At 49.9% G+C, this 23062-nt stretch carries 25 protein-coding genes, 1 tRNA gene and 1 riboswitch; of the genes, 7 read left to right on the top strand and 19 right to left on the bottom strand.

Going from position 1 to position 23062, the window contains the following annotated elements; all coding sequences use genetic code 11:
* Positions 1-2 precede the first annotated feature (2 nt).
* Positions 3-359 (top strand): FMN-binding protein, encoded by a 357-nt coding sequence (locus TREPR_RS10535; RefSeq protein ID WP_015708297.1) that lies wholly within the window; start codon positions 3-5, stop codon positions 357-359.
* Between the two features lie 113 nt (positions 360-472).
* Here TREPR_RS10535 and pta read toward each other — a convergent pair whose 3' ends face one another.
* Positions 473-1471, bottom strand: coding sequence for a phosphate acetyltransferase (gene pta / locus TREPR_RS10530; protein WP_015708296.1), 999 nt, complete (start codon positions 1469-1471; stop codon positions 473-475).
* Positions 1472-1659: 188 nt separating this feature from the next.
* Here pta and TREPR_RS10525 point away from each other — a divergent pair, with 188 nt between their 5' ends.
* The 5 genes from TREPR_RS10525 (at position 1660) to TREPR_RS10505 (ending at position 6024) form a co-directional block, all read left to right on the top strand.
* Positions 1660-2034 (top strand): bactofilin family protein, encoded by a 375-nt coding sequence (locus TREPR_RS10525; RefSeq protein WP_015708295.1) that lies wholly within the window; start codon positions 1660-1662, stop codon positions 2032-2034.
* A 42-nt stretch (positions 2035-2076) separates the two neighbouring features.
* Entirely contained in the window at positions 2077-2673 is a 597-nt protein-coding gene (locus TREPR_RS10520) for a tetratricopeptide repeat protein (protein ID WP_174269884.1), read from the top strand.
* The gene (gene mtaB, locus TREPR_RS10515) at positions 2609-4288 is read left to right on the top strand and encodes a tRNA (N(6)-L-threonylcarbamoyladenosine(37)-C(2))-methylthiotransferase MtaB (protein ID WP_148257291.1); all 1680 of its coding nucleotides are present in this window, start codon (positions 2609-2611) and stop codon (positions 4286-4288) included. Before TREPR_RS10520 ends, mtaB begins: the two co-directional genes overlap by 65 nt.
* Before the next feature lie 36 nt (positions 4289-4324).
* Positions 4325-4397: transfer RNA gene (locus tag TREPR_RS10510), tRNA-Lys, on the top strand.
* Positions 4398-4702: 305 nt separating this feature from the next.
* Positions 4703-4918, top strand: a riboswitch (cobalamin riboswitch).
* A 272-nt stretch (positions 4919-5190) separates the two neighbouring features.
* The gene (locus TREPR_RS10505; RefSeq protein WP_015708292.1) at positions 5191-6024 is read left to right on the top strand and encodes a formate/nitrite transporter family protein; all 834 of its coding nucleotides are present in this window, start codon (positions 5191-5193) and stop codon (positions 6022-6024) included.
* Positions 6025-6145: 121 nt separating this feature from the next.
* Here TREPR_RS10505 and TREPR_RS10500 read toward each other — a convergent pair whose 3' ends face one another.
* From TREPR_RS10500 to TREPR_RS10430, 15 genes are all read right to left on the bottom strand, one after another.
* Positions 6146-8056: an ATP dependent DNA ligase gene (locus tag TREPR_RS10500; RefSeq protein ID WP_245534720.1), complete on the bottom strand. Its 1911-nt coding sequence runs from the start codon at positions 8054-8056 to the stop codon at positions 6146-6148.
* Between the two features lie 75 nt (positions 8057-8131).
* Positions 8132-8833 carry a hypothetical protein gene (locus TREPR_RS10495; RefSeq protein WP_015708290.1) on the bottom strand — a complete coding sequence of 234 codons (702 nt, stop codon included), beginning with the start codon at positions 8831-8833 and terminating at the stop codon, positions 8132-8134.
* 11 nt (positions 8834-8844) lie between these two features.
* A complete protein-coding gene (locus tag TREPR_RS10490) occupies positions 8845-9450 on the bottom strand; it encodes a hypothetical protein (RefSeq protein WP_015708289.1) in 606 nt (201 codons plus the stop codon).
* 10 nt (positions 9451-9460) lie between these two features.
* Complete coding sequence (locus TREPR_RS10485) at positions 9461-10327, bottom strand: PP2C family serine/threonine-protein phosphatase (protein ID WP_015708288.1); 867 nt, start codon at positions 10325-10327, stop codon at positions 9461-9463.
* Positions 10328-10397: 70 nt separating this feature from the next.
* Complete coding sequence (locus TREPR_RS10480; RefSeq protein ID WP_015708287.1) at positions 10398-11204, bottom strand: vWA domain-containing protein; 807 nt, start codon at positions 11202-11204, stop codon at positions 10398-10400.
* A 13-nt stretch (positions 11205-11217) separates the two neighbouring features.
* Positions 11218-12537 carry a protein kinase domain-containing protein gene (locus TREPR_RS10475; protein ID WP_015708286.1) on the bottom strand — a complete coding sequence of 440 codons (1320 nt, stop codon included), beginning with the start codon at positions 12535-12537 and terminating at the stop codon, positions 11218-11220.
* Between the two features lie 13 nt (positions 12538-12550).
* A complete protein-coding gene (locus tag TREPR_RS10470; protein WP_015708285.1) occupies positions 12551-13210 on the bottom strand; it encodes a response regulator transcription factor in 660 nt (219 codons plus the stop codon).
* Positions 13211-13253: 43 nt separating this feature from the next.
* Complete coding sequence (locus TREPR_RS10465) at positions 13254-14417, bottom strand: formylglycine-generating enzyme family protein (RefSeq protein ID WP_015708284.1); 1164 nt, start codon at positions 14415-14417, stop codon at positions 13254-13256.
* Positions 14407-15438, bottom strand: a complete 1032-nt coding sequence (locus TREPR_RS10460; RefSeq protein ID WP_148257454.1) for a formylglycine-generating enzyme family protein — start codon at positions 15436-15438, stop codon at positions 14407-14409. Before TREPR_RS10460 ends, TREPR_RS10465 begins: the two co-directional genes overlap by 11 nt.
* A 164-nt stretch (positions 15439-15602) precedes the next feature.
* The gene (locus tag TREPR_RS10455) at positions 15603-17030 is read right to left on the bottom strand and encodes a DUF4116 domain-containing protein (RefSeq protein WP_015708282.1); all 1428 of its coding nucleotides are present in this window, start codon (positions 17028-17030) and stop codon (positions 15603-15605) included.
* A 209-nt stretch (positions 17031-17239) separates the two neighbouring features.
* Positions 17240-17482: a hypothetical protein gene (locus TREPR_RS10450; protein ID WP_041611143.1), complete on the bottom strand. Its 243-nt coding sequence runs from the start codon at positions 17480-17482 to the stop codon at positions 17240-17242.
* Positions 17475-18281 (bottom strand): uracil-DNA glycosylase family protein, encoded by an 807-nt coding sequence (locus TREPR_RS10445; RefSeq protein WP_169313422.1) that lies wholly within the window; start codon positions 18279-18281, stop codon positions 17475-17477. The genes TREPR_RS10450 and TREPR_RS10445 overlap by 8 nt, the downstream gene beginning before the upstream one ends.
* A gap of 142 nt (positions 18282-18423) precedes the next feature.
* On the bottom strand, positions 18424-19083 hold the full coding sequence (locus tag TREPR_RS10440) for a tyrosine-protein phosphatase (protein WP_015708280.1): 660 nt from the start codon (positions 19081-19083) through the stop codon (positions 18424-18426).
* 31 nt (positions 19084-19114) lie between these two features.
* A complete protein-coding gene (locus TREPR_RS10435) occupies positions 19115-19720 on the bottom strand; it encodes a response regulator transcription factor (protein WP_015708279.1) in 606 nt (201 codons plus the stop codon).
* Positions 19717-20925 (bottom strand): sensor histidine kinase, encoded by a 1209-nt coding sequence (locus TREPR_RS10430; RefSeq protein WP_015708278.1) that lies wholly within the window; start codon positions 20923-20925, stop codon positions 19717-19719. Before TREPR_RS10430 ends, TREPR_RS10435 begins: the two co-directional genes overlap by 4 nt.
* 46 nt (positions 20926-20971) lie before the next feature.
* Here TREPR_RS10430 and TREPR_RS10425 point away from each other — a divergent pair, with 46 nt between their 5' ends.
* Positions 20972-21700, top strand: a complete 729-nt coding sequence (locus TREPR_RS10425; RefSeq protein WP_041611142.1) for a hypothetical protein — start codon at positions 20972-20974, stop codon at positions 21698-21700.
* Between the two features lie 52 nt (positions 21701-21752).
* Here the strand turns inward: TREPR_RS10425 and TREPR_RS10420 are convergent, their stop codons facing one another.
* The 3 genes from TREPR_RS10420 to TREPR_RS10410 all read right to left on the bottom strand — a co-directional run bounded on the left by TREPR_RS10420 (position 21753) and on the right by TREPR_RS10410 (position 23031).
* Complete coding sequence (locus TREPR_RS10420) at positions 21753-22094, bottom strand: type II toxin-antitoxin system PemK/MazF family toxin (RefSeq protein WP_015708276.1); 342 nt, start codon at positions 22092-22094, stop codon at positions 21753-21755.
* Complete coding sequence (locus TREPR_RS10415; RefSeq protein WP_041611141.1) at positions 22081-22287, bottom strand: hypothetical protein; 207 nt, start codon at positions 22285-22287, stop codon at positions 22081-22083. Before TREPR_RS10415 ends, TREPR_RS10420 begins: the two co-directional genes overlap by 14 nt.
* Positions 22288-22551: 264 nt before the next feature.
* Positions 22552-23031: a hypothetical protein gene (locus TREPR_RS10410; protein WP_041611140.1), complete on the bottom strand. Its 480-nt coding sequence runs from the start codon at positions 23029-23031 to the stop codon at positions 22552-22554.
* Between the last annotated feature and the right edge of the window lie 31 nt (positions 23032-23062).

Genomic DNA, 23062 nt, shown 5'->3' with positions numbered 1-23062 from the left:
CTGTGAAAAAATCAACAGGAGCCCTGGGCGTGATTTTAGTTTTACTTGCTGCCCTTAGCGGATGCGCCAGCAGGTTTGATAAACTACAGCCCCTTATGCCGGATTTGCAGGGAAAAGCAGATGGCGCCTACAGGGGCAGCTATAAGGCGTTCCCGGTGTCGGTTATCCTGGACGTGGAAGTAAAGGATACCGCCCTGACAAACATAACCATTATAAAACATTTTAATGGCCGGGGAAGCAAAGCCGAAAAGATCATTGAGACGGTTTTAGCAAAACAAAGTGTGGAAGTTGACACTGTGAGCGGCGCTACCGCAAGCAGCAAAGTTATTTTGAAGGCCATAGAAAACGCATTGGAATAAGCAGGTACGGAACGATAGCCTTTTTATACACCCACCTAATTGTCAACAAAAGAGCCGGCCCGGACATCAGTCCAAGCCGGCTCCCCGTTAATTTCTTTTCGTACCTTTTCTAATTACTTCGCCCGTGCCAATGTAACCGCCGAGGTTACCACGATGTCTTCCACCGAGGCGCCCCTTGAAAGGTCGCTGATGGGTTTGGCGAAACCCTGGAGGAAGGGGCCGAAGGCTTCGCCCTTGCCCAGGCGCTGTACCAGTTTGTAGCCGATGTTGCCGGAGCCCAGATCGGGGAATACCAGGGTGTTCACCTTACCGCGGATGGGGCTGCCCGGGGCTTTTTTGTCGGTCACCGAGGGGACCAGGGCTGCGTCGGCCTGGATTTCACCGTCGATTACCAGGGCCGGGGCTTTGGCCTTTACCTTTTCCAGGGCTTCCCGCACTTTGAGCACATTGGGGTGATCCCCGCCGGAACCCTTGGTTGAGAAGGAGAGCAGGGCTATCACCGCGTCAACCCCGAGGAATTCCTTGCAAGACTGGGAGGCGCTGATGGCGATATCAGCCAACTGGTCCGCCGTGGGGTCCGGGACCACCGCACAGTCCGAGAAGATCAGGGTACCGTCAACCCCCCAGGCTTTATCGGTGGTTTGCACCACAAAGCAGGAGGAGGCAGTCTTGGAGCCCGGGATGGTGCCGATAATGGCAAGCCCTGCCCGGAGCACGTCCGCGGTGGCGCTTTCCGCGCCGGCTACCATGGCGTCTGCATCACCCAGGTGGACCATCATGGCCCCCCAGCGCAGGAAGTGGCCCATCTCTTTCTTGGCCTGTTCCTCGGTCATGCCCTTGTGTTTCCGCAGTTCGTAGTATTCCTGGGCATATTTGCCCGCCAGGGGGGAAACCAGGGGGTTGATGATGTTAATCCCCCCTAAATTGACCCCTTCATTTTCGGCAACTGCCTGAATGTCCGATTCCTTGCCCACCAGGGTCACCGAAGCGGCCAGTTTTTCGTCCAAAATGATCCGGGCAGCCTTGATAGTCCGGGGCTCGGTCCCCTCGGCCAGCACCAGCCGTTTTTGCAGGGTCTTGGCCTTTTGGCGCATGTCGTTTACAAAGTTCATATGTACTCCTTTGGTTTAAATTGGTTCAAAAACGCTTATAGACCAGTTTACCCCGTAAGCGGGGAACACGCAAGGGGAAAAAAGGCTAAGTGATAGGAGTCGAAGAAGCGGTTTCTCTTAGCGCCTCAATTCCTGGGCTATTGACGGGAGGGCAATCCGCGGGTAATTATTAAGATTGGAGTATACCAATGACCGATGTGCATAATGATAGCCTCGAAGATGAGGATTTTGATACAATTTTGTCCGAGGATATTCATTTTTCCGGCACCCTGAGTTTTGAGAAGCCTTTTCTCATCCGGGGGAAACTTTCCGGGGAGATAGAAGCCCATGGGCTCCTGGTTATTGATGAAGGGGCGGTGGTGGAAGCCAATATTAACGCCCCCAGGGTGATAATCAGAGGCTCTGTTACGGGGGATATCACGGCCACGGAAAAGGTAGAGGTCGCGGTAACCGGAAAATTGAAGGGTAATGTCAGCGCCCCGGAGGTTTTTATGGAAACCGGCTGCCTGTTTAATGGGCGCTGTACCATGACAGAACGGACTAACCCGGAAAATGCGGAATAACAAGGGATGAAGGCGTTTTTTTTCAGCGGGGGACTGTTTTTAATGCTCCTTTTTACGGCAAAGACCTTTGCCCAAACCCGTCCCGATGCCCTGCTTGAGTACCGTAACCGCAATTATGAAAGCGCCGTGAGCATCTGTAAAAATGAAATCGCCGAATACCGCAACAATCTGGATGCCCATGTGGTGATTTGCTGGAGCCTTATCAGCCTGGGCAGATACGAAGAAGCTCTGAACTATGCCCGGCTGGGCTGGGATATTAGCCGTTATGATCAGCGGATAGTGGAAATTTTGGGTGAAATAAGCTATTACCAGGGTCGGAATGCCGATGGGCTTCAGTATTTTCAGGAGTACATCAACCTTGCCCCCGAGGGGGGGCGTATCGATATGGTTTACTATTTTATTGGGGAGATTTACATTCGCCTGGGCCGCTTCCGCCACGCCGACATAGCCCTTTCCACGGCGGTCCACTATATGCCGGGAAACGCCGCCTGGTGGACCCGTCTGGCTTACGCCCGGGAAAACGCCGGGGAGCTTCAGGAGGCGGTCTACGCCTATGAACAGGCCCTGGCCCTGAATGCCCAGTATTCTGATGCCCGCCGGGGCCTGGACCGTACCCGGGCAGCCATGGCCATCCGCTAAATTCATGGTATCCGTCGAAATCCACACCCTGGGCTGCAAGCTGAATCAGCTTGAAAGCGAATCCATCGCCGAATCCTTCCGCCGGGAGGGCTTCCCGGTCCACGCCGGGGATGCCGCTGCCGATGAAGCCGCCGAAGCCCAGGGTCTTCCCGCCCTAGCGCTGATCAACACCTGCACGGTTACCTCTAAGTCAGAGCAGAAAGCACGGCGCCTGATCCGAAAAGCCCTGAAGGATCACCCCCAGGGCTGTGTCATTGTCACCGGCTGCTATGCCCAGGTGGAGGCAGAAGCCATCGCCGCCCTGGAGACTGCATCTCCCCGGCGCCTCTTTGTGGTAAGCGGGGACAATAAGAGCCTTCTCCTGGACCTGCCCCGTCAATTGCGCGTAACTTGCAACGAAGTTTCCCACGACGCCTCGCCGGATCCTCTGTCCCCGGCGGAACTGTCCCGGCTTTTGGAAACTTGTCTAAAAGGGAATACTGCCGCCGCGCCGGAGCCGAGCCAGCCGGCGGCCAGCGCCGCCCCCGGAGCTGCGCCGGAGCCACCACGCTCAGCCGCTGTACCCGGCACCATCCCGGAGCCGCCGCGCCTTGCCGGCGTGCCCTGGGCCGTCCCGGATCTGCCCCTCCCGCCGGCCTTCCGGTTTAATGTAAAGGAGTTTTCGTTTCATTCCCGGCCCTTCCTGAAAATCCAGGACGGCTGTAATCACGCCTGTTCCTATTGCCGGGTTTCCATTGCCCGGGGCCCCAGCGTCAGCCTGGACCCGGAAACCGTCCTGTCCCGGCTCCGGGAACTGGAGGCTTCAGGCCATGGCGAAGCGGTACTCACCGGGGTAAACCTCAACCAGTACGAGGCGAATACAGGTTCCCAGAGTACAAGTCTGGGGGACTTGCTGGAGTACCTTCTGGCAAATACCCGGACCATCGCAATTCGCCTTTCCTCTCTTGAACCGGACTGTCTGACCGAGCCTTTTCTCCGGGTCCTGGCCCATGATCGCATACGTCCCCATTTTCACCTGTCGGTCCAGTCCGGCAGCCCCCTGGTCCTGGAGCGTATGCGCCGCCCCTACGGTCCGGAAGCCGTGGAAAGCGCCATCCGCCGCCTCCGGTCCCTGCGGGACGACCCCTTCCTGGCCTGCGACATCATCACAGGCTTTCCCGGAGAAACCCCCGCTGAATTTGAGAAAACCCGTGAACTTTGCCAAAAAGCCGACTTTGCCTGGATCCACGCCTTCCCCTATTCCCCCCGTCCCGGCACACCAGCCTACGCTTTCAAGGACCATATCCCCGAGCGGGAAGCGGTCAGCCGGGTGGAAGCCCTAATCGCCCTGGCCCGCCAAGGCCGCGCCGCCTACATCAGCCGCCAGGCCGGAAAAACCGTGGATGCCATTGTGGAGGAAAGCCCTGTCACTATGGAATCTCAAGGGTGTACTTCTTTTGTAAGCGCTTTATCAGAAAATTACTTACATTTGAAATTACCCCTGGAGGCGGATCAGCCGCCCCTTTCCCCGGGAAGCGTCCTTCGCTGCCGCATCCTGGAACCGGCGCCTCCGGATACCCACTTTGACGCGGTGGCGCTTCCAAAAATGCCGGAAAATTCCCTTTCAGAGCCTTGACTTTTACCTGTGTAACCGGGTAAAGTACTTGAACCCGGGCCGCTAGCTCAGTAGGTAGAGCAACGCCCTTTTAAGGCGTGGGTCGCCTGTTCGAATCAGGCGCGGCTCAAAGGTATTTCTAGTCCTCGTAAGCAATTACGGGGACGTTTTTTTTCAAAAAACAAAGATTGGGTGACAACTGTACGTACTTTTCTCCTCACAGAGGAATGATGGCGTTCGCCTAATGCTCCGGGTAGCATGGGCTGCGGTCAATAGAAGCGGGAATGAATAGCCAGGGGAATAGCTGGTATCATCTAAGGATCAGCCGTACTGAAGCGGGACAAGCACTGTAAAAATAATACCATAAATAAGAAACAATCCAAAAAATCAATCAAAACAAGAAAAATTCAACAAGAAAAATTCCGCTTGACAGAATGGCAGGGCTACTGTAGATTTCAGTTAGTATATTTCAAAGGAAGGGAGGTGATCGGTATTGACTGAGATTCCTCCGCTATCCCGTAACTGTGAGTGGGTTTTCCATCATTAACGGTCACTGGCCAGACTAAAATCCGACTGGGAAGGCCGATGGAAATGTCCGGTGAGTAGCCGGAGCCCATAAGCCAGGAGACTTTGATATATGGTTGCGTTTTTTTTAAGGCTCGTGGGTTAGTCTGAAAAGTTGTTTCTTTATAACAGCCTGTTTTTTGTTTTTTTCCTATCCAGGGAGGATGTGTGCATATCCATCACCATGGCTGTGCCCTGTTTTTCGGTTTTTATAGGAATGGAGTCTGGCACGGGTGGTCCGGTCGGGCAATGCAGAACGCGCAATTTCTTTGTTCCTTGGCCTCTGTCTTCTTGCATTCCTCTCCGCTTGTGGAAGGCAGAGGTTTTTTTTAAACTATTTTTTTAAAGGGGTATTATCTATGGAAGCACGTTCACCTGCTGAAATCTTAGCGTACACCAGCGATGCCGGGGTCACCAAGGTCCGACGAAACCTGTTTCAGGAACTAATCCTGGCATTCCTGGCGGGAGTCTTTATTGCATTTGCCTCCGAGGGATCCAACATGGCTGCCTTCAACCTCTTTGCGGACCCGAACACCTACGGGCTTGGTAAAGTGTTGGCCGGCGCGGTGTTCGGTACCGGGCTGATGCTGGTGGTATTGGCCGGGGGCGAATTGTTTACCGGCAACACCCTGATCGCCGTGGCTGCCCTGGACCGGAAGATCAAGGTCCGGGAACTGTTGTGCAACTGGCTGGTGGTCTACATCGGCAACCTCATCGGGAGTCTGTTCATTGCCTACATGATGAAGGAATCCGGGCTCTTTAACAGCGGTGCCAATGTTCTTGGCGGCCAGACTATCAAGATCGCCGCATATAAGACGGCTCTGCCTTTCCACTCGGCATTTTTCTTAGGGATCATGTGTAACTGGCTGGTGTGTCTGGCTGTATGGGTTTCCTACGGCTCCAAAGACCTGACCGGCAAAATCCTGGCTATCTTTTTCATCATCTGTTTGTTCATCACTTCCGGGTTCGAGCACTCGGTAGCCAATATGTATTATATTCCTGCGGGTATCTGGGCAAAAGCGAACCCGGCCTGGGTGGAAGCTTCCCATGTAGCGGCAGATGCTTTGGCAAATCTTAACTGGGGAACTTTCTTTTACAAAAACCTCCTCCCGGTAACTCTGGGCAATATCGTAGGTGGCGCAGGCATGGTGGGCTTGCTGTACTGGCTGTCACTTAAAAAAAAGGCCGCCTGAAGTTTTTTGTGCAGTGAAAATGTCCTTGTAAAAAACAACAGACATAAAAAAATATCAATATAGTTTTATTAATATATCACAAAGGAAGCGGGGTGAAACTCCCCCGTTTCCTTTGTCGCTATTACCCAATCTGCATCCATCCGGTCTTTACCTCTTTTTCGATACAGCGCCGGCATAGAGCCATGATTTGTTCTTCGCTTTCCGATATACGTACCTCGATGGACAGAGGTTCTGCACGGCCTGCGCTAAAATTGGTATACGAAAAAACAAAGGATGGATAATCCGGCGTTCCCCCTTTATTTGTACGCCATACTACATATTTTTGTACCATCATAGAGGATGATTCCTTTTTATACACCCGCCGGAACAGTACTTTTGAGGGCGCAGTTTCGGTGGGCAACGACATAACTGTTGGGGACAGCGCGGTTTGTACCGGAATTTGGGACAGGCGCAGATCAACAGGGTTTACTTTCTTGTCATCCCGGAACCGCTCAATAACTGCGGATACAAAACTATAGCCGGGGGCGGCGCCGATTTTGTTCAGGCCGCTTTTCTGTAAAGCAAGCAGGGGATTACGGATTAGCCCTGCGGCATTTTCGGTGAGTACATCATTGACAGACAGTTCTACTACCAATTCAGGTTTAACAAGGTGGAACGCCGCATGATTTGAATCAACTTCCACATAATTTGACGGAATTTTCTGCGCCATAAGGCGGCTGTAAAGGGATTTCTTCTGTTCCGTTGTCAAGCCGTTCCCGGTGCGCCCTATTATTTGATATTGATCCGCTTCGCCGTCTTCTTTTTTCATAAGCGCATAGAGTAGGCTTCGTACCGCGCCACCGCCGTCCGCCTCGGAAAAGCCTACTACTGCTGCGTCTATGGTTTGACGGGGTTTTATCTTGTAAAGGCCGGTTTTCCCGGATCGCACCACAAGCCCTTCGCTGCCTTCACCTTCAACCCATTCGGTAAATATGCTTTGCACTTCGAATTTGTTATGGCAAACCGTATGCCTGACAGGGTACACGAATTGGGTGTCAGTAAAGATGTATCCCAGTTGCACATGGGTTTGGCCGTAGTTTTCTCCCTGCCATTGAACGTCATCAAGAGACACAATATCAAAGGGGGCGAGCCGGAGGTGGTTGTGATCGCCCTTTTCCGCCAGTGCAGACAAGGCGTCCGTCACCCTTGTTCTGCCGCCCGATTCATCGGCGTAGAGTTCCGCAGCAATTATAGCGCTCTGTATTTTCGACCTGCTAAAACAAGATGCGGCCGCAGCGGCGCAGGGCAATGAGGAATCCAGGGTTTTGCCGCTTGAATTAACAATGGTGAGTTTTCCGTCCCCTGTTCCGCCGTTATTTTCCCAAAAGAGCAGGGTTAAGAGGCCATCATATTTCCTGGTAACAAAAAATTCGTTCCCATAAAGCCTGTCTTCTATTTGGGAAGGGTTAAGGGGCACAAAATTTTTCGATATATTCTTTTTGTAATCTACTGCCTGCTGTGAATATTCAGACGGCACTTGTCTGTCTTTGTCCATTTCAGGAGGCGTTAAATCCTCAACACTATTATAAACCCGGGAAAAGCGCGGTGCGTTAATCGACTTTACGATACGTTCCAGGCACGAAGGGGTGTTCGCGTCAAGTACCAGTTCGGCATTGCTAGCCCAGTGACCGAGGAAATCACGATTGCATGCCTTGCCTATTGCCACCGCCGAAATATCGGCGGCTTTCCACCAGTTGTTTGCGTGGAGTTTTACCAGGGCCGATTCGGTTTCGGCAAAGTTGCCGGAATCGGAACTTCCTGCAGAAAAAAGCACGATCACCGGCGGATAATAGCCCTGGGGGTTTTTCAAAAAAGTTTTTGTGGAAAGTTTGCCCCCCAGGGTATCGCACATTGCAGAAAATCCCCGCTCACCTTCATAGTACAGTAAATCTGTTTCAAGGCAAGTTTCGCTGCTGGTCTCAGATAAGTCTTGCAGGCAGGATTGCAGTTGGGTGATAGCAGTTTCCAGGGTGTTCCTCTTAAGATCGGGCATACAAGTATCAATAATAAGAAAAATAACCGTACTTTTGCGCGGTAATGCTTCGGCCAAATTAAGTAATGACATGGCTTATATATCCTTTAATTCCATATTGCTCAAATGCAGAATCAGGCAATACGCAGTTCCGGCGGGTTCGCCCTCTATACGCCCTTCCAAAAATCCTCGATAGGGCGTCCCGCCCAGGCTGAGCACAATAGGCTCGGCGCCGGATTTACCACCACCCACCAAAAGCAGGGTGTTTTGCGTATGTAATTGCCGTGCCATATCGAAAAGAAAGTCGTAACTCAGGCCCGAGGTATGGCGCAGCTGGTAATTGCGGGTAAACACAAAACGCCGGATAGCTTCATCCTTGGGGATCTGTTTCCCCGTCCAGCGTATGGGAATTTCGGACGCGATATTTGCCGCCTGTTTTGAAAGGTTCCGCCGTTCTATTTCCTCACCTTCTTTATTGAACAGGGTTTGCACAAGGTTAAACATATAAGCCATATCGCCGTTTGTATGCACATAGAGTTTAACCGTTTTGTGCAGAAACCGTCCCACCTGTTCAAAATCGATTTCCCTGTCCCCTGAAATGAGGGCCTCCCCCACAGCGTCAAGTGAGCCGTGTTGGGAAATGAGGGCTTCGAAACTTGTTGTTGTTTTAATAAACTGCACGCTTTGTTTTTCCGTGCCATCGGCCATCACCAGCTTGGTACGCTGCCGGTACGGGAAAGGTTCCAGGGCTACCTTTGCGTCACGCTGCTTTTCGTTGGTAATATTGATTAAACGCATATCCTTTCCTTTTAACGGAATGAAAAATCAATTTCGCTGTCTGATTCTTCATCAATATCTTCGGTTTCCATGTCCCCAAGCATAGCATTTTGTTCCAGTGTGAGCATGGCAAAGGAAGCCTCGTAACCGGTGAGCATAAAAAGAGTGTTGTTTGATACAAGCAGAAATGCGGTCTCCTGTTCATAAGAATCACGGTAATTGTAAGGAAATGTATAAATACTTTTCCCCACCGCCGCAATACATTCAGGCGGAACCGGAAGTTTGTAAATTGTCTTAATTGTATGATTAAGAAACACTTCCGGGGTAACTGCTTGTTCTATCGTAATTGATCCGTCATAGCTGGACTTGTGCAAGCCAAGTTCACTGCCATCAAGGGCAACGGTTTTCAGGGTTGAACGTTCCACCCATTCACCCATGGATGACAGGTTTCCCATGCCTATGCCGCCTTTTGGCAGGATCAGGCCGCTGCTTTCATCCATTGAAACCAGTGAACAAACACTGTCGTCCCGTGCAATAGCCTGGGTCTCCTGTCTGCCGTAGAGTTTTTTTCGGTCAATTTTTTCAGGCGCTGCGCTATATGATATTCCCTGTATTAAAAAAGTTAAGCCTCTTGCCATACTATCCTCCTTAGGGGTTTACCCTCACTATACCGGCAATCGACACATCATCACCGCTGCCTTTTTGTGTAAGAACAGGCAAAAAATCGCATAGCTCCATTAATCCTTTTTTAAAACCTTCCTTAGAAAAATTATCCTCAATAATGCTGTATAACCCGTTCAGATGTTTTTCGTTTTCATGAACCGGATACGAATTATCCACACCGTCAGTACCAATAAACAGCGCGGCAGGAATTTTGCGGCTTGCATAATACCGGAATTCCGAACCCGGATCAGTATCGCACAGGGAAGTCGTTACATTGAGAAAGCATTTTTCGTCCCAGGGAATGGGCTGCAAAAAATCGCCATCAGCGTAACGGACCGCGCATTTACCATCCCCGATTTGCAGGCCGAACCAGCCGCTGCGGCTTACCCCCGCTGCAATAAGCGTTGATCCGTAGGCCTCCCGTGGGTTTCGGCTATCCGGAGGGTCCCGGGGATTCAGAATATCCTTGGGGTTCTTAGATTTTTCGGGCTCCTCTGAATCCCCTGCCGCCTGTTCTTCACTCAGCCCTACGGGCGGATCTTTTTCCCAATCCCCGGCAACCCGTTTGTCCCATTCAGAAGCGATGTTCCGTGCCAGCTCCGGCAATTCCGATTCGCCTAAATTCCCTCCGTATTTTTCCGCAAACGCGGCTATGAACTTAACTGCGCATTCGCAGGCGATACGGGCGCCCCGGTCGCTGCGAAAATGCGCGGCGCTTCCGTGCCCATCGGCGACAACGGCGATAACCACATTTTTGTCCGCATAATGCAGCGAATAATCCTGGCAAGGTTTGCCGCTTTTTGCATGGCTTGCCCCTATGACCGAACAGCTAAAAGCCTGGTACATCATCATAAATTCACTCCCCACCCCCACTGTGGAGTTTGCGAAGCAAACTCCAAGAAAAAATTGCGGAGCAATTTTTTCACCATTCCTCATCACCGGCATTTGCCGCTTCCGCTGCAATTTCCTTAAGCTGTTCGTTCAAATCCTGCTGCTTTGCGCCGGTTTCCGCCGGAGCCTGGGGGGCAGGCGAAACAGGAGCGGATGGTACGTTTGAAGCCGCTGTCTGAGCTGCCGTTGGCATTGGCGTTGCGGCTGGCGTTTTTATCTGCACGCTTTTGCTTGCAACCTGAGAAGAGCGGACGCTCACAAAACGTATCATTTTGCGGAGCATAACCGCGTTGTGTACTTCCAGTACCGATTCCATGGAGCCGGTAAATTTTGCCAATTCAAGTTTGTTAGCATCGTCCCCTATGGCGACGGCTACTTTTATTGCCGCCTTGAACCAGTTGTTTTTTTGCAATTCCGCAAGGCCCCCGTCGAAGTTGTCAGTGGGCTCACCATCGGAAAGCAGGAAAATTGCCGGCGCAAAGGAGCCTGAGGCTTCGCGCATAAATGATTTGGTCGAAAGCTTGTCGTTTAACTGGAGACATGCATCGCCCAGGTAGGTAGAGCCCGCTGCATCAAGGTAGGTCCAGCGAAAATCATCAACCTTGACGGGATTATCTTTGGTAATCCACAGAGCGGTATTGTTGAATTCCAGGGCCGCTATTTTCACCTCCGCATCGGCGTTTGATGCGGAAAGATCCCGCAATTCCGGCAGGACTTCTTCGATGGCGGCATTTACCGCGCCGATTTTCGACCCCGACATGCTTCCCGATGTGTCTATCAGGAAAAACAGTACCATTGTTTTTCGTGGAATTGCTTCCACCGCGTCATTTAAACCCATTTTTCAAATCCTCCTATAAGATTGCTGCGGTAACATTACCGAATACAATCTGCGTTCCCTTTTCCATGGGTACAGTTTTATTCATACCCCTTGATACCTGTTTGCCCTTAGCATCTATCACAAGCCATGTTTTTTTGGAAAGGTTTTTCAGTTCAAACCCTCCGCTTTCGTTCACGGTGATTTCTGCAGTAAGGGTCTTAAAATCATCACTGTCCAATTCAGTGTGGCAGGCGTACAGGCGTGTACGTTTGTGCACCGCGATATCCCATTTGGGCAATTCAATATGCCGCTGGAAAAGATGTTCCGTTCGGCAGTCAGGGCAATAGGTACTTTTGACCGGATCGGCAAAAAAGACATTGCCGCAGATATCGCACTTGTAAATTTCACTGCGCAGACGGATAAAAACCTTGAGCCAGTCTTTTTCGATAACCCTGAATGAAGGATCGCCCAATGCTTTCTTGCTAAAGGCTTCGCAAAATTTTTCGCGTATATATGCCGGATACAGGGGCCAGCGTTTTATCGCATTGTTGTTGATTTCCGGCAGGGGAGCGTTTGAATCATCCTCGCTGTCAAAAATAAACACCGGCTCTTCGCCGTAAATTTTTCGTTCCAGTGCCTCGGTCATACAGGGCGGGAATGCCTTTTTCCCTTCCAGGGGGTGATTGTACATAAGGAGCAGAAACAGTACCACCGCAAGGGAAAACTTGTCGGTGTGTACGCTGGGCAGCGCTTTGCCCAGAACGATCTCCGGCGCAATGTAACGGCATTTACCGGCGATGCCTAAGTTTTTGCCGTACTCGGCCACATTGTCATTGTCGCAGATAAGCACATCCCCGGTTTTAGGGTTGACAAAAAAGTTGCCGTCATTCAGATCCTGATAACTGTAGCCGGAATTGTGCAGCTCCCGAAAGGCTTCCACAATTTGAAGGGCCGTGTTGGTAAGGGCGGTAAGGCTTGCAAATTTTTCTTTTGCCAGTAAAAACCGTGAAAAGTCTTTATACCCTTCCGGCCGCAGATCCATTATATAGCCGAAGGTGCCGCTATTTACGGCCCCGGCGCCTGGTTCAGTAATATCCAGGGGCCATAAAAACGCGGCGTTGGGGGCGCCTTTTTTAATGTTGTTTTCAAGGTTCTCATAGAATTTTTTCGGCGAACTTATCCTGCCGCTAAAATACCACTTGAGGGCCTTGGGCTTGCCGTCGTAACTGACCCGGTACACCGCGCCCTGTCCGCCTTCGCCGAGTTTTTCTCCCACCTTAACCGTTTTCAGGGCGCAGGTTTTGAGTGTCTTGCCTGAAGGATATTCTTTTTCGTTTATACCGCTCTTTTTCATTTTCTCCCTTCCTTTACAAAGTTTCCAGATTCTTGCGGTTTTCCACACCGAACTTGGTGTATAAGGCGCTCAAATAATTTTCCACACTGTGTTTGCCGATGCCAAGCTGGGCCGCCATCTCGGCGTTGGAAAAACCCTGCTGCACAAGGGTGAATACTTCCTGCTCTTTTTTGAGCAAAGACTTTACTTTTTCCGCAGCATCCGCCATTTTTTGTGCATTATGCACGTCTATGTATTTGTTCCCATATTCAACTGCTGAAAAACAGTGAAGGATATCTTTTGTTGTTTCATTGGTACTCAAAAAACCGCCGGATGATCCATAATACGCAGCCCGTACATGGGTATAATCGGTGTTGTCCGAATAAACCACAGTGCGTGCTTTAGTATTTTGCTTTTCAATGAGGGAAAGAAAATCAAGCGCCTCCTTCATATCAAAATCCATTCTGAGCAAAATATAATCCGGGGGCTTTTTTTCAAATAAGGCGGCTAATTTTTCGCTGCCCGATGAAAAATCATAGGTCTGCCATAAACGCTCCCCGGTCTTTATCAGCCAGGAGACAAACAATTCCCGAAACATGGTGTGTGAATCAATAAGGACCAGGGTCTTTTTTTGCCCGATTCTTTTCAGGGCATCCCGGTACCTTTTATATTCATCCTTATCCTTCTGTTCCATAACACATACCTCCTCTTATGAACTTGTAAAAATGCATTTTCCTTTAGTTTTTTACCAGCCGTATCCCGTAAGGGCCTATAAAGCCGCCATGCGGGTCGGTGTAATCGGCGCTCCATATAAAAGCCGGACAGCCCGTTCTCCAGGGCCTTTGGGGATCACCCCTTTTCCAGGAGCGCATACTATTTGGGTTATCCCTGTATGAGCCGCCCCGGTAATAACAGCGGCCATCATAAGTACGGTTACTGCACCATTCATTGATGTTACCGTGCATGTCGTATAAGCCCCAATTATTCGGAGGAAAACTCCCCACCGGAGAAGGGCAGCAGCTCTTCATACACGCGGCGCCAAGGGACAGTATCCGGGTACCGGTGTTGTAATCGGTAAGCGTACCCGCGCGGCAGGTATACTCCCATTCAGCCTCCGAGGGCAAGCGGTAGCCATCGGCGGAAGAATCGGCGCTGATAATCCAGTTGAAGGGGTCCTCCCCCCAACTGAGTACCCTCAGGGGCGGCGCTTCCTTTGTTTTATCAATGATATACACAGGGGTAAGGCCGTCATATACGCTGCGGCTGTTACAGTATTCCACCGCCTCGTACCAGCTAAGGCCCTCTACGGGAAGATCCGCGCCGTAGCTATAGCTTGGGTTATACCCCATAACTGTAAAAAACTCCGCTTGTGTTACCGGATGTTGGGCAATGGCGAAAGCGCCCACAGCAACGCTGTGTTTAGGAACATCCGGCAAATCTCCGCCCATAATAAATGATCCCGGGGCAATCTGTATAAAGCCGCCGTTTACAGAACTATGCGCGGGAAACTGCGTTGCAAGTTGCGGTGCTGCTGCCCAGCTTTTCAAATTTGAGGGCGTCGCAGTGATAGAGGCGGGTATTACTCCGCGCAGACTTGAACTCAAAGTCCCAATCATAAGACAGGCAGCAGAACCTGAGAGCGCATATTCATCCTGCAAAAACTGAACCAGAGCGAGGGCGACGCCGTCCAGGTCGGAAGGGGAGGCCGCCATGATTTTTTCAGCGCAGGGAGAATCCTGTATGCGAAGAAAAAGAGCTACCTCGTTTTTATATTCCCTGCGGGTGTAGTCCGCAAGCAGGGGCTTTAATTGCGGGCTGTGTAATACCCCCGCGCCCTTATCGCGGATAAGGTCTCCAAGGATTGCCGCAAAGGTATCAATTGCAGGGATGTTACTGCTCATAAGCTGTCCTTGCCAGGCGGAAACTTAAACTACCGATATAAGGCCCATCGTTACCGGCAGGGTATTCGCTGCCCTTGTCCCATGAGTTCAGGGGCTTGTGCCATGTACGTGCAAATTGAGGATAGCTGTTGATCTTGACGGGCCACAGATCCCCACACCATTCACGGGTATATTCATCGGTTTGAAACAACGAATAGGCGCACTCCCATTCGGCGTCCGTGGGGAGCCTGTATCCGTCAGCTTCGGCATTACAGCTAACCGTCCACTTGATGGCATCGAAGGCAAGGATATTCTGCGGATCAGGCATGGTATCAATACGATATGCAGGCTGCAACTCTTCAATGATACTGCGTTTATTGCAGTAATCCACCGCGTTGTACCAGCTTACCCCGGTAACAGGCAGCGCGGCGCCGATTCGGTAGCTGGGATTATACTGCGCGATTTGGTAATATTCATTCTGCCTTACCGGAAACTCGCAGATATAAAAGGAGCCCACCGTAACTTTATGAGGTTTTAAATGATCATAGCCTGAACCGCCGGGTTTACCCATGGTAAATGATTTGCCCTTTACAAAAAGAAAGGCATCCTCCGGCGCCGCATTGCCCGGAGGGGGCAGCCGGTGCAAGTCCTCAATTCCCGCCGCATAAACAGGCCCTGTATCGGGCAGAAGCTCGGGATTATTGGGGCGGAGCAGAGAAACAAGCAGGGTAAGTATAGCTTCCGCCGGATCAGGGGCTATAAAAAAGTCTTTTTGCAGCTCCCGGGCAATGAGCAGTATGTCTGTGCTGCTTCCTGCGGCGCTCACCCTGTGGTGAAACCCCGTCTCAACACAGAAGCGGAGGAGCCGAGCCGTTGAGACGGATATATTGGCATCTTTTTCGAGCATATCCCAAAAAGCGCCGGTTTCAAGAAAATCCGCGCCCTGCTCGTTAATACTGTTTGCCAATGTAATCGAAAAAGAATTATCCGCCACCGCTTTGTCCTTGTTTTTTGGTATCACAGTATAAGCAAAACAGGGCATTTCGTTCAAAACAGATCTAATAAAACAACCGAAAGGTTTATAACTCCTTATATTGCAAGGAGTTATTTTTATGAAGATGATCAAAAAACGCCGAATTGACAAGGAGTTAACTCCTTGTCATCTCAGCATATCCTTCATTTCTTCCCAAACAGTCTACCCTTATCCTAAAGGGCGGCTTTTACCATTTCCAATTGCTCTTTGTAATACTGATCCGCAGGAACGAGTTTACAGGCCTTGGTTAAATCCGCCAGGGCCTCTTTTAATTGACCTGTTTCGTAATAACATCTGCCGCGGCCAGATAAACTACCGTCGTTATCGCTCTTTAGTTTTAAACTTAGTGTGTAATCCGCGATTGCGTTGGCATAATCTTCTTTATATTCGTATCCGAAGCCGCGTCCATAATACAAATCGGAATTTTTTGGATCAATTTTGATAGCTTCGGTGAAAACAACAATAGCGTTGTTACTATCATCTGCAAATTGATACGCCCAGCCGAGGGTATCAAAAAGAGCGGAGCCGGGTGCCTTTGTCTTTGTTTTTGAAGAATTCAGTGCGTTCAGGATTTGCTGAATTTCCGTATACCCTTCTTCAGCAAAGGGCTGTAAATAGGGAATGAGATAGGTTGGGGGATTCCCTCCGTTGATAAGCGTTTTGATTTCATCAATGATGTCTGTAAGAGCCTCATTTTCTTCGGCTGCCGAGGGAGGCGCCTGGGGCGCGGCTTTTTCAGGCGGCGTATCGTTCAGCATCTGTTGAACCTGCGCTTTGATTGCCTGGGGCACATCTTGAAAGGCAGCGTTGTCGTTCAGTACCGCAATAAAACACAATTCCGCAGTTTTTAATTTTTCCGGTACGCTTTTAAGAGCAGAGCTGTTATTCTGTACTGCGGTAAGGCAGAGTTCCGGCGTTTTAAACTTTTCCGGTACGCTTTTAAGGGCATAGCCGTTTTTCTGTACCGCAGCAAAGCAGAGTTCCGCAGTTTTTAATTTTTCGGGCACATACTCAAGGGAAACACCGTCCCGCTCTACGGCGCTTTTGCAAAGTTCCTCATTTTTAAATTTTTCCGGTATTTCTTTTAAAATCAAGTACCCGCTTCCTTTAACCGCAGCAAGGCATAATTCCGGAGTGATGAAATTTTCCGGCATATATTGGAGCGTGTTATGATTTTTTTGAAAAGCAACCAGGCAGAGTTCCTTTGTTTTTAATTGCTCCGGTACATATCGAAGCGCATAAGGGTCTTGTTGAACAGCGGCAAGACAGAGTTCCGGCGTTTTTTGCGCTTCCGGCGCATGCTCCAATGCTCGTCCGTAGGTATTAACAGCGGCAAAACAAATTTCCGGTGTCATGAGGTCTATTTTTTTTATATGTTTCAGATAATTCAGGGTATCCCCTGTTTTCTGTGCGGCCGCAAGGCAGAATTCCCTGGTTAATAATTTTTTGGGCGTTCGCATTAATGCATTGTAAGGGCTGGGACACTTTAAAGCCTCAAAGCAAATTTCCGGTGTTATCATCGAAGGGGGCATATTTGCCAGTACAAATGAATCCTGGCTCGCCTCGGCAAACCATTCCTGATATGTTTTTTCGCTTGACATTTAACATTCCTTATTGGTGAACAGCATCGCCGCTTACGGCGAGAAACATTACGGCGGCAAGGCAGATTTCCTCGGTTAGCTGTAGTGGCTGACGTTTGTATTGATAAAACCTGTTTCAGTAAAGATGGATCAATTGGAGCCCATTATGCACCAAAAAGTTCCATCTTCATATTCAAAATAGTTTTTGTACACCTTCTCTGTATCGTCACTCATTGTTTACTTTCCTTCACTTTCGCTATCACCCCGTCCAGGGCCTGGCTGCGATGCCACACCGCCGCCTGTTTGCCGTCATATTCCAGCAGGGTTGTATTTTCGCAGACCGGGCACTGTACCGATACTTTTCCCGCTTCCCGCAGCAGGTTAAATGAAATTTTGTCGGTTACTCTTTTGCACTGCGGGCAGTACACGGAGCAGAGGCGGCCGGTGTTTTTCAGGGTGGGTTTATCAGGCATGGGTTACCAGATCTATTAATTCGCTGTATAAATCTTTGGAATTATACCGGGCGGGGTGGGGGACGGCAAATACTTGTACTGTTTTTCCGTTAAAATCCATTTTATATCTTGACATATGCCGCTGCTTTGATTTCTCTTCTTCTGCAACCTCATTTTTTAGACATTGTCTTAACACCGTGGATGTCCCTTTACTTAAAAGCAATATTATTTTCGGTTTTATAATTTTGAGCTCTTCGACAAAAATATTGGGTATACATTGCCATTTCATTGCTGGAAATGGTTTTGATCTATCAACCTTTGGAGAACATTTTATTGCCTCCATATAAATAATGTCATTAAAAATACCCGAGAGCGCCTTTTTATCATCTTCCAATACTTCATCATTGACAGATAAAATATTATTATTCTTGCATTTAATTTTTTTGAGGATGATATTTGCATACACTGCTGTTCTGTGCCAAAGAAGCGAACCATTTTTATCTACTTTGCCTCCATCTTTTAATATTTTTATAACACCGTCCTTTTTATCGCCTATAATATTGTAATGGCTGTCAAGACCACCATCATCATGCTGATTTAAACCAACGCACACAAGGCCACTCTTTATATAGCTTTTTCCAATGTAGGGTAGTGTGATTTTGTTATTTTCAGGATTTTTCGAATTTACAGGATGACCTTTCCAACAATCATCTTTACATTTACAGTTTTTATACAATACTAAGTCTTGATCGTTTTTCATTAAGCTAAGATCCGTATATAATGATTTAAGTTTATCCCTAATCTGAGTGGCATCCGGCATAATATTCCCCGCTTTGTAAACGTATATGGCTAAATATTTAACCCCCCATATATCATAGTATGAAGAAATAATTTGTCCAGAGTGAGCTTTCATGGAAAATTCATGCGTATAAGACGTGCGTAAGGTATCACGCTAACTGCCACTATTTTCTATTAATTGATAGTATCATTTTCAGCCCCGCAAGTTCTTTCCTGGTCAATTTTACCTTGTGTAAAAGAAAATCTTCCGCAACACTTTGCAGATTTTTATCGCTTATCTTTCCGCCGCCATTCATTTCACGGAACAGATCAACGATAATCTGTGAATATTCTTTATATTCATTCCTGGTCATGGTACTGTCATTATAGGAAGCCACATAATCGGCCACAATTTCCCGGAGTTTTGCCCCCATTAGAGATCCCAGGACAGCGCACACAAACCCTGTCCGGTCTACCCCGGCATAACAATGAACAAGATACGGCCCGCTCTGGGTCAGCATAAATTGTATACCCCGGCGAAATTTAGTGCAAAAGCGGGAGCTTAAATAGTCAAAATTCATATCCAGGGCTATTATGCAATCAGCTTTATAAAGATCGTGATACCAGGGGGCAAAAACGGCTAACGCTTTAAGTTCAGCTTTTGTGTTGTTAAGATTTAACACCGCAGCTATCTTCGCCTTCGTGGCGTATTTGGCGATTGCCTTTGCATCTTTTATATCCGCGTCTGTTATGGGATGGCTGCTCCGGTACAGTGTTTTAGGCGCAATGCTGCCCATGCGGAATTCGTGAAAATTGGTTGATACCCTCGCTCTTTCGCCCTTCATAAGAATTCCTTCATTGTTTAGAATCCCTTCGTCACAGTTTTTCCAATTCCTTGCGGCCGGGAACCCCGGTCTTATCATAGATAATGCTCAGGTTGTTTTCAATGGTACGCACAGAGACCACAAGTTCCTCGGCGATTTGGCGGTTGCTGTATGAACGCTGGACCATGCCGAAGATCTGCCGCTCCCGTTTGGTGAGGCAGAGCAGTATATCAGAGACGGCGTCCATCTTAACGATCAGATGGGGGGCAAAGAAAATCCGGCCCTGCAGGACCGCATCCATGGCCATTTCCAGTTCCGCTTCCCCCTGGGACTTGCACACATATCCTGCGGCTTCAGCGCGGATGGCGGCCTTTACATGGGCGTAGTCCTCATAAACAGAATAGATAAGCGCCGGGGGCTTTTGTTCGTAATAGTTTCGGAGCCGGGGAATAAGATCGAGCCCCCAGGAACCATGAAGATCGATGTCCAGGAGTATGATCCCGGGCAGGGGGCCTGGGGAGAGGGTTTCAAAAAGGGCAAGCGCTTCTTCCTGGGATCCTGCTTCCCCCAGTACCTGCCAGCGGCCGGTCTGAGTAAAATAGCTGGCCAGGCCGCGGCGCATCATGGTGTGGTCGTCGATAAGGACAAGGGTATTCATGGTTCCTCCGCAGGTAACAGAAGGGAGCTTTTAGAAGGAACACCCAGGGGTATCTCTATCCGCACCGTAAGGCCGTGCCCGGGATCGCCGTTAAAGGAAAGGGTTCCCTTTAGTATTCCTATCCGTTCATACATTCCCCGTATCCCCATGCGGGAATAGTCCAGGGGATGGCCGGTGTCCTCCATGCCCACGCCGTCATCGGCTACGCAGATAAGCAGGCTGGCCCGGTCCCCCAAACGCCCGTTTTGCAGGGTTAGGAACGCTGTTTCCGCATGGGCGTGTTTCTCAATATTGGTGAAGGCCTCCTGAACCAGGCGGTAACACTGGAGCTGCAGCTCCGCAGTGAGCCCTTCCATAGTGAGCCCCTCGCTTATGCCCACCCGGCAGGGAATCCCGGTCCGCTCCCGAAACTCCGCAGTAATGCTATAGAGGGCATCCGCCAGGGCCAGGCGGCTGAAATCCGGGGGCATAATGGTTTGGCAAACAGAACGGAGGGTCTTCATAATGTTCCCTTCCATGGCAAGCAGGGGCCCGCGCCTTTCCCCGCCGCATTCTTCGGTAAGCTGTTTCAGCCGCCCCAAATCCTGCAAAACCGTATCGTGGAGTTCCACGGAAATCCGGGACCGTTCCGTTTCCTGGGCAATGATCACCGCCCGGGAAAAAGCGGCGGCCCCCTGTTCCTGTATGCGGGAATGCTGGAGGTCCCGGTGTATGCGCCAGAGAGCAAGTATCAGGGCGCCGATGATCAGCATAAAGAGGGCGAATAAAAAATAGGTCCGGGCAAAAACCGCATCGGATACGGAGCTTTCAAAATATTGCCACAACACCAGAGCGGCGCTTATGCCTTTCGCGGCGGCCTCCGCGTCCACCTGCCGTCCTGCCGCAGTAGCTTCGGCAAAGGCCGTGATAAGGGAGCCCATGGTTTCCTTCTGATCCCCGGAAGGCAGCCCTGCATACTGGCGGAAAAGGGGAGAGTCCATATAGTTTTCCATATTTTCCCGAAAGGCGGCAAATATCGAAGGGAGAGCGGTGTCGCCTGAGTAAAAGGCCCGTTCCACATCCATCCACTGCTCGATCAAGGGAATGATCCCAGCGGAAGCCTGTTCCCGTGGTACGGCAGCGGCGCAGAGGGTCGGGGAAAAAACCAGAAGGAAAAAAGCCGGAAGCTTGCAAGGGAGGCGTCGCGGGTGTTTCAGCGTGAACATGATAAAAGTGTATCACAAATAAAAAAGGGGTGGTATACTATTTGCAATGAAAAGAACGATCCTTGGCGGAGTGATGGTCACCGCGATTCTCTGTTTAGCCGGGACGGCGGGGAATTACGGCCTCTGGCGCTTTGCGGATTTTCTCGGCCAGGGGCTGTACCTTGATACGGTATTAACCATCAGCGTTACCTTTTCAGGAGGCCTTGCGGCGGGGCTTCTTACCGCCGTCCTTTCCCAGGCGGCTTACGGCATAGGCTTTTATCCCTTCTGGGGGTATTATCTGTTCGCCATCTGCGGCGCCGCTTCCGCCCTGGTCACCGCATTTTTTATGCGCCACTTCCCCCGGGAATGCAGCGGCCTCAGGCTTTTCTCCGGCGCCCCCGCGCCTGCGCGGGAAACTCCGTTGCAAGTCGAGGAATCCCCGCTACTTGCAACGAAGTTCCCCGCGCAGACATCCGGCGCCTCTTTTTTGTCCGTGGTCATCATGCTGTCCATACTCTCCCTCTTCATGTGCATCCTCATGAGTGTGCTGGGCGGGCTGATTGCGGTGTTTATAGACCAAGCCCTCCAGTCCCCCATATCCGATGCACACCCGGAAACCTACTTCAAGGTGGGGCTCCTGCGGCAGGGACTCAGCCTGCCTGCCATGGAGATTTTGGCCCGCCTTCCGGTTAATATCGTGGACCGCTTTGTATCGGTTTTTGGCGCCTACGGCATCTCGGCACTGCTGAAAAGGGCGGCGCAGCTATTCCCGGTTGGTAGGCGGGGAAAATGAACGGCCGCTTGCAGCGCCGACTGAAGTCGGACCGACTTTAGTCGGACCGACTTTAGTCGGAAATATCCTCTTTACGGATTTCAAGCAGCTTCGCAAGCCCGCGGGAAATTTGACGCATTTGCTCATCAGTTAAAACGCCTATTTTTTCGCCAAGTTCTTTTTTGTCAATAGTAATCAACTTTTCCGTCATGACAAAACTGTCTTTCTGTAAGCCGTTTGTTTTATCCGGAATTATATGAACCCTTGTCGGAATATGGGATGATTCAAAGGTAGTAAATAAACAAAGAATGACGGAATTAAAAAATTCCCCGGGATCGGACTGAACAATAATGACCGGCCGTGCCTTGCTGGCATATTCCTCGTCCCTAAGTGTCCATATTTCACCACGCTTCATGCATCATTCTCTTCGCAAGGCGGGTGGTAAATTTGGTCGCCTCATTTTCATCACTGAACGCTTCTATTTCATTGGCGCAAGGACATTCCAGTATGTTTATCGCTATTCTGGCCGTGCCGATAGGAATTTGAGAGGGCAAATCAATATAAATGCGGCGGCTGGCAGGTATCTCAACAGTCTGCTCTATGGTCATGGCTTACCTCTTGTCTACACTATAACACCTAAGTAACAAAAGGGCAAGAATTACCTGGTCGATCACAGGGCAAAAGTATTTCCTTTTCAATCGTTGAGAAACCATCAAATGGCCTACCCCCGGCATCTCGGCGCTGCTATTTCCGGTTGGTAGGCGGGGAAAATGAAACGCCCCAAATATTGACAAATAGCATACCGGAGGGTTGGAAACCCGTTCTTGCCAATAAAAAATGCCTCCCATTATCTGATGCTGGGGAGTCATTATTTAGAACTCTTCATAATCCGTAGGAATTGGTATTTGACCAGGTATGGCAAAACGGATTACATCTACTCCAAGGAAGGTCTTACCTTGATCGACAAATACAAGAGGTAAAATCTCCTCGAAAGGACCGATACGACTGGTTATTGTCGGACTGTTTTCCCAACTAAGATCGACGTAATAATACTCGATGTTATCGACATAGACCCGGTAATAAAAATCAGCCCCGTTGCCTATATACTCTTTAACGGTTATGGTCCCTCCGGTATAACTAGGCTGGAGTTTTACCCACTCGGTAAGTAAGCCAGAAATTCTGAATTTAAAACGGGCAAGGTATTCTTGCTTACGAGAAAGATCGACAAGATAGTTAGAAGCAACTATGTTGCGTCGTCCCTGAAAAATCAACAAAAGAAAGCTGCGGCCCTCCGCAAAAACGAATACGCTAATCAAAAAAAATAAGATGCCTGCCAGAAACTTTTTTCGCATTACTTACCTCCTTATGCGAAACATATTCATT

The organism is Treponema primitia ZAS-2, assembly GCF_000214375.1.
GTDB classification, from domain to species: Bacteria; Spirochaetota; Spirochaetia; order Treponematales; family Breznakiellaceae; genus Termitinema; species Termitinema primitia.
Note: the sequence above shows the minus strand (reverse complement) of the source record. Positions and strands in the feature narration are given on the sequence as shown.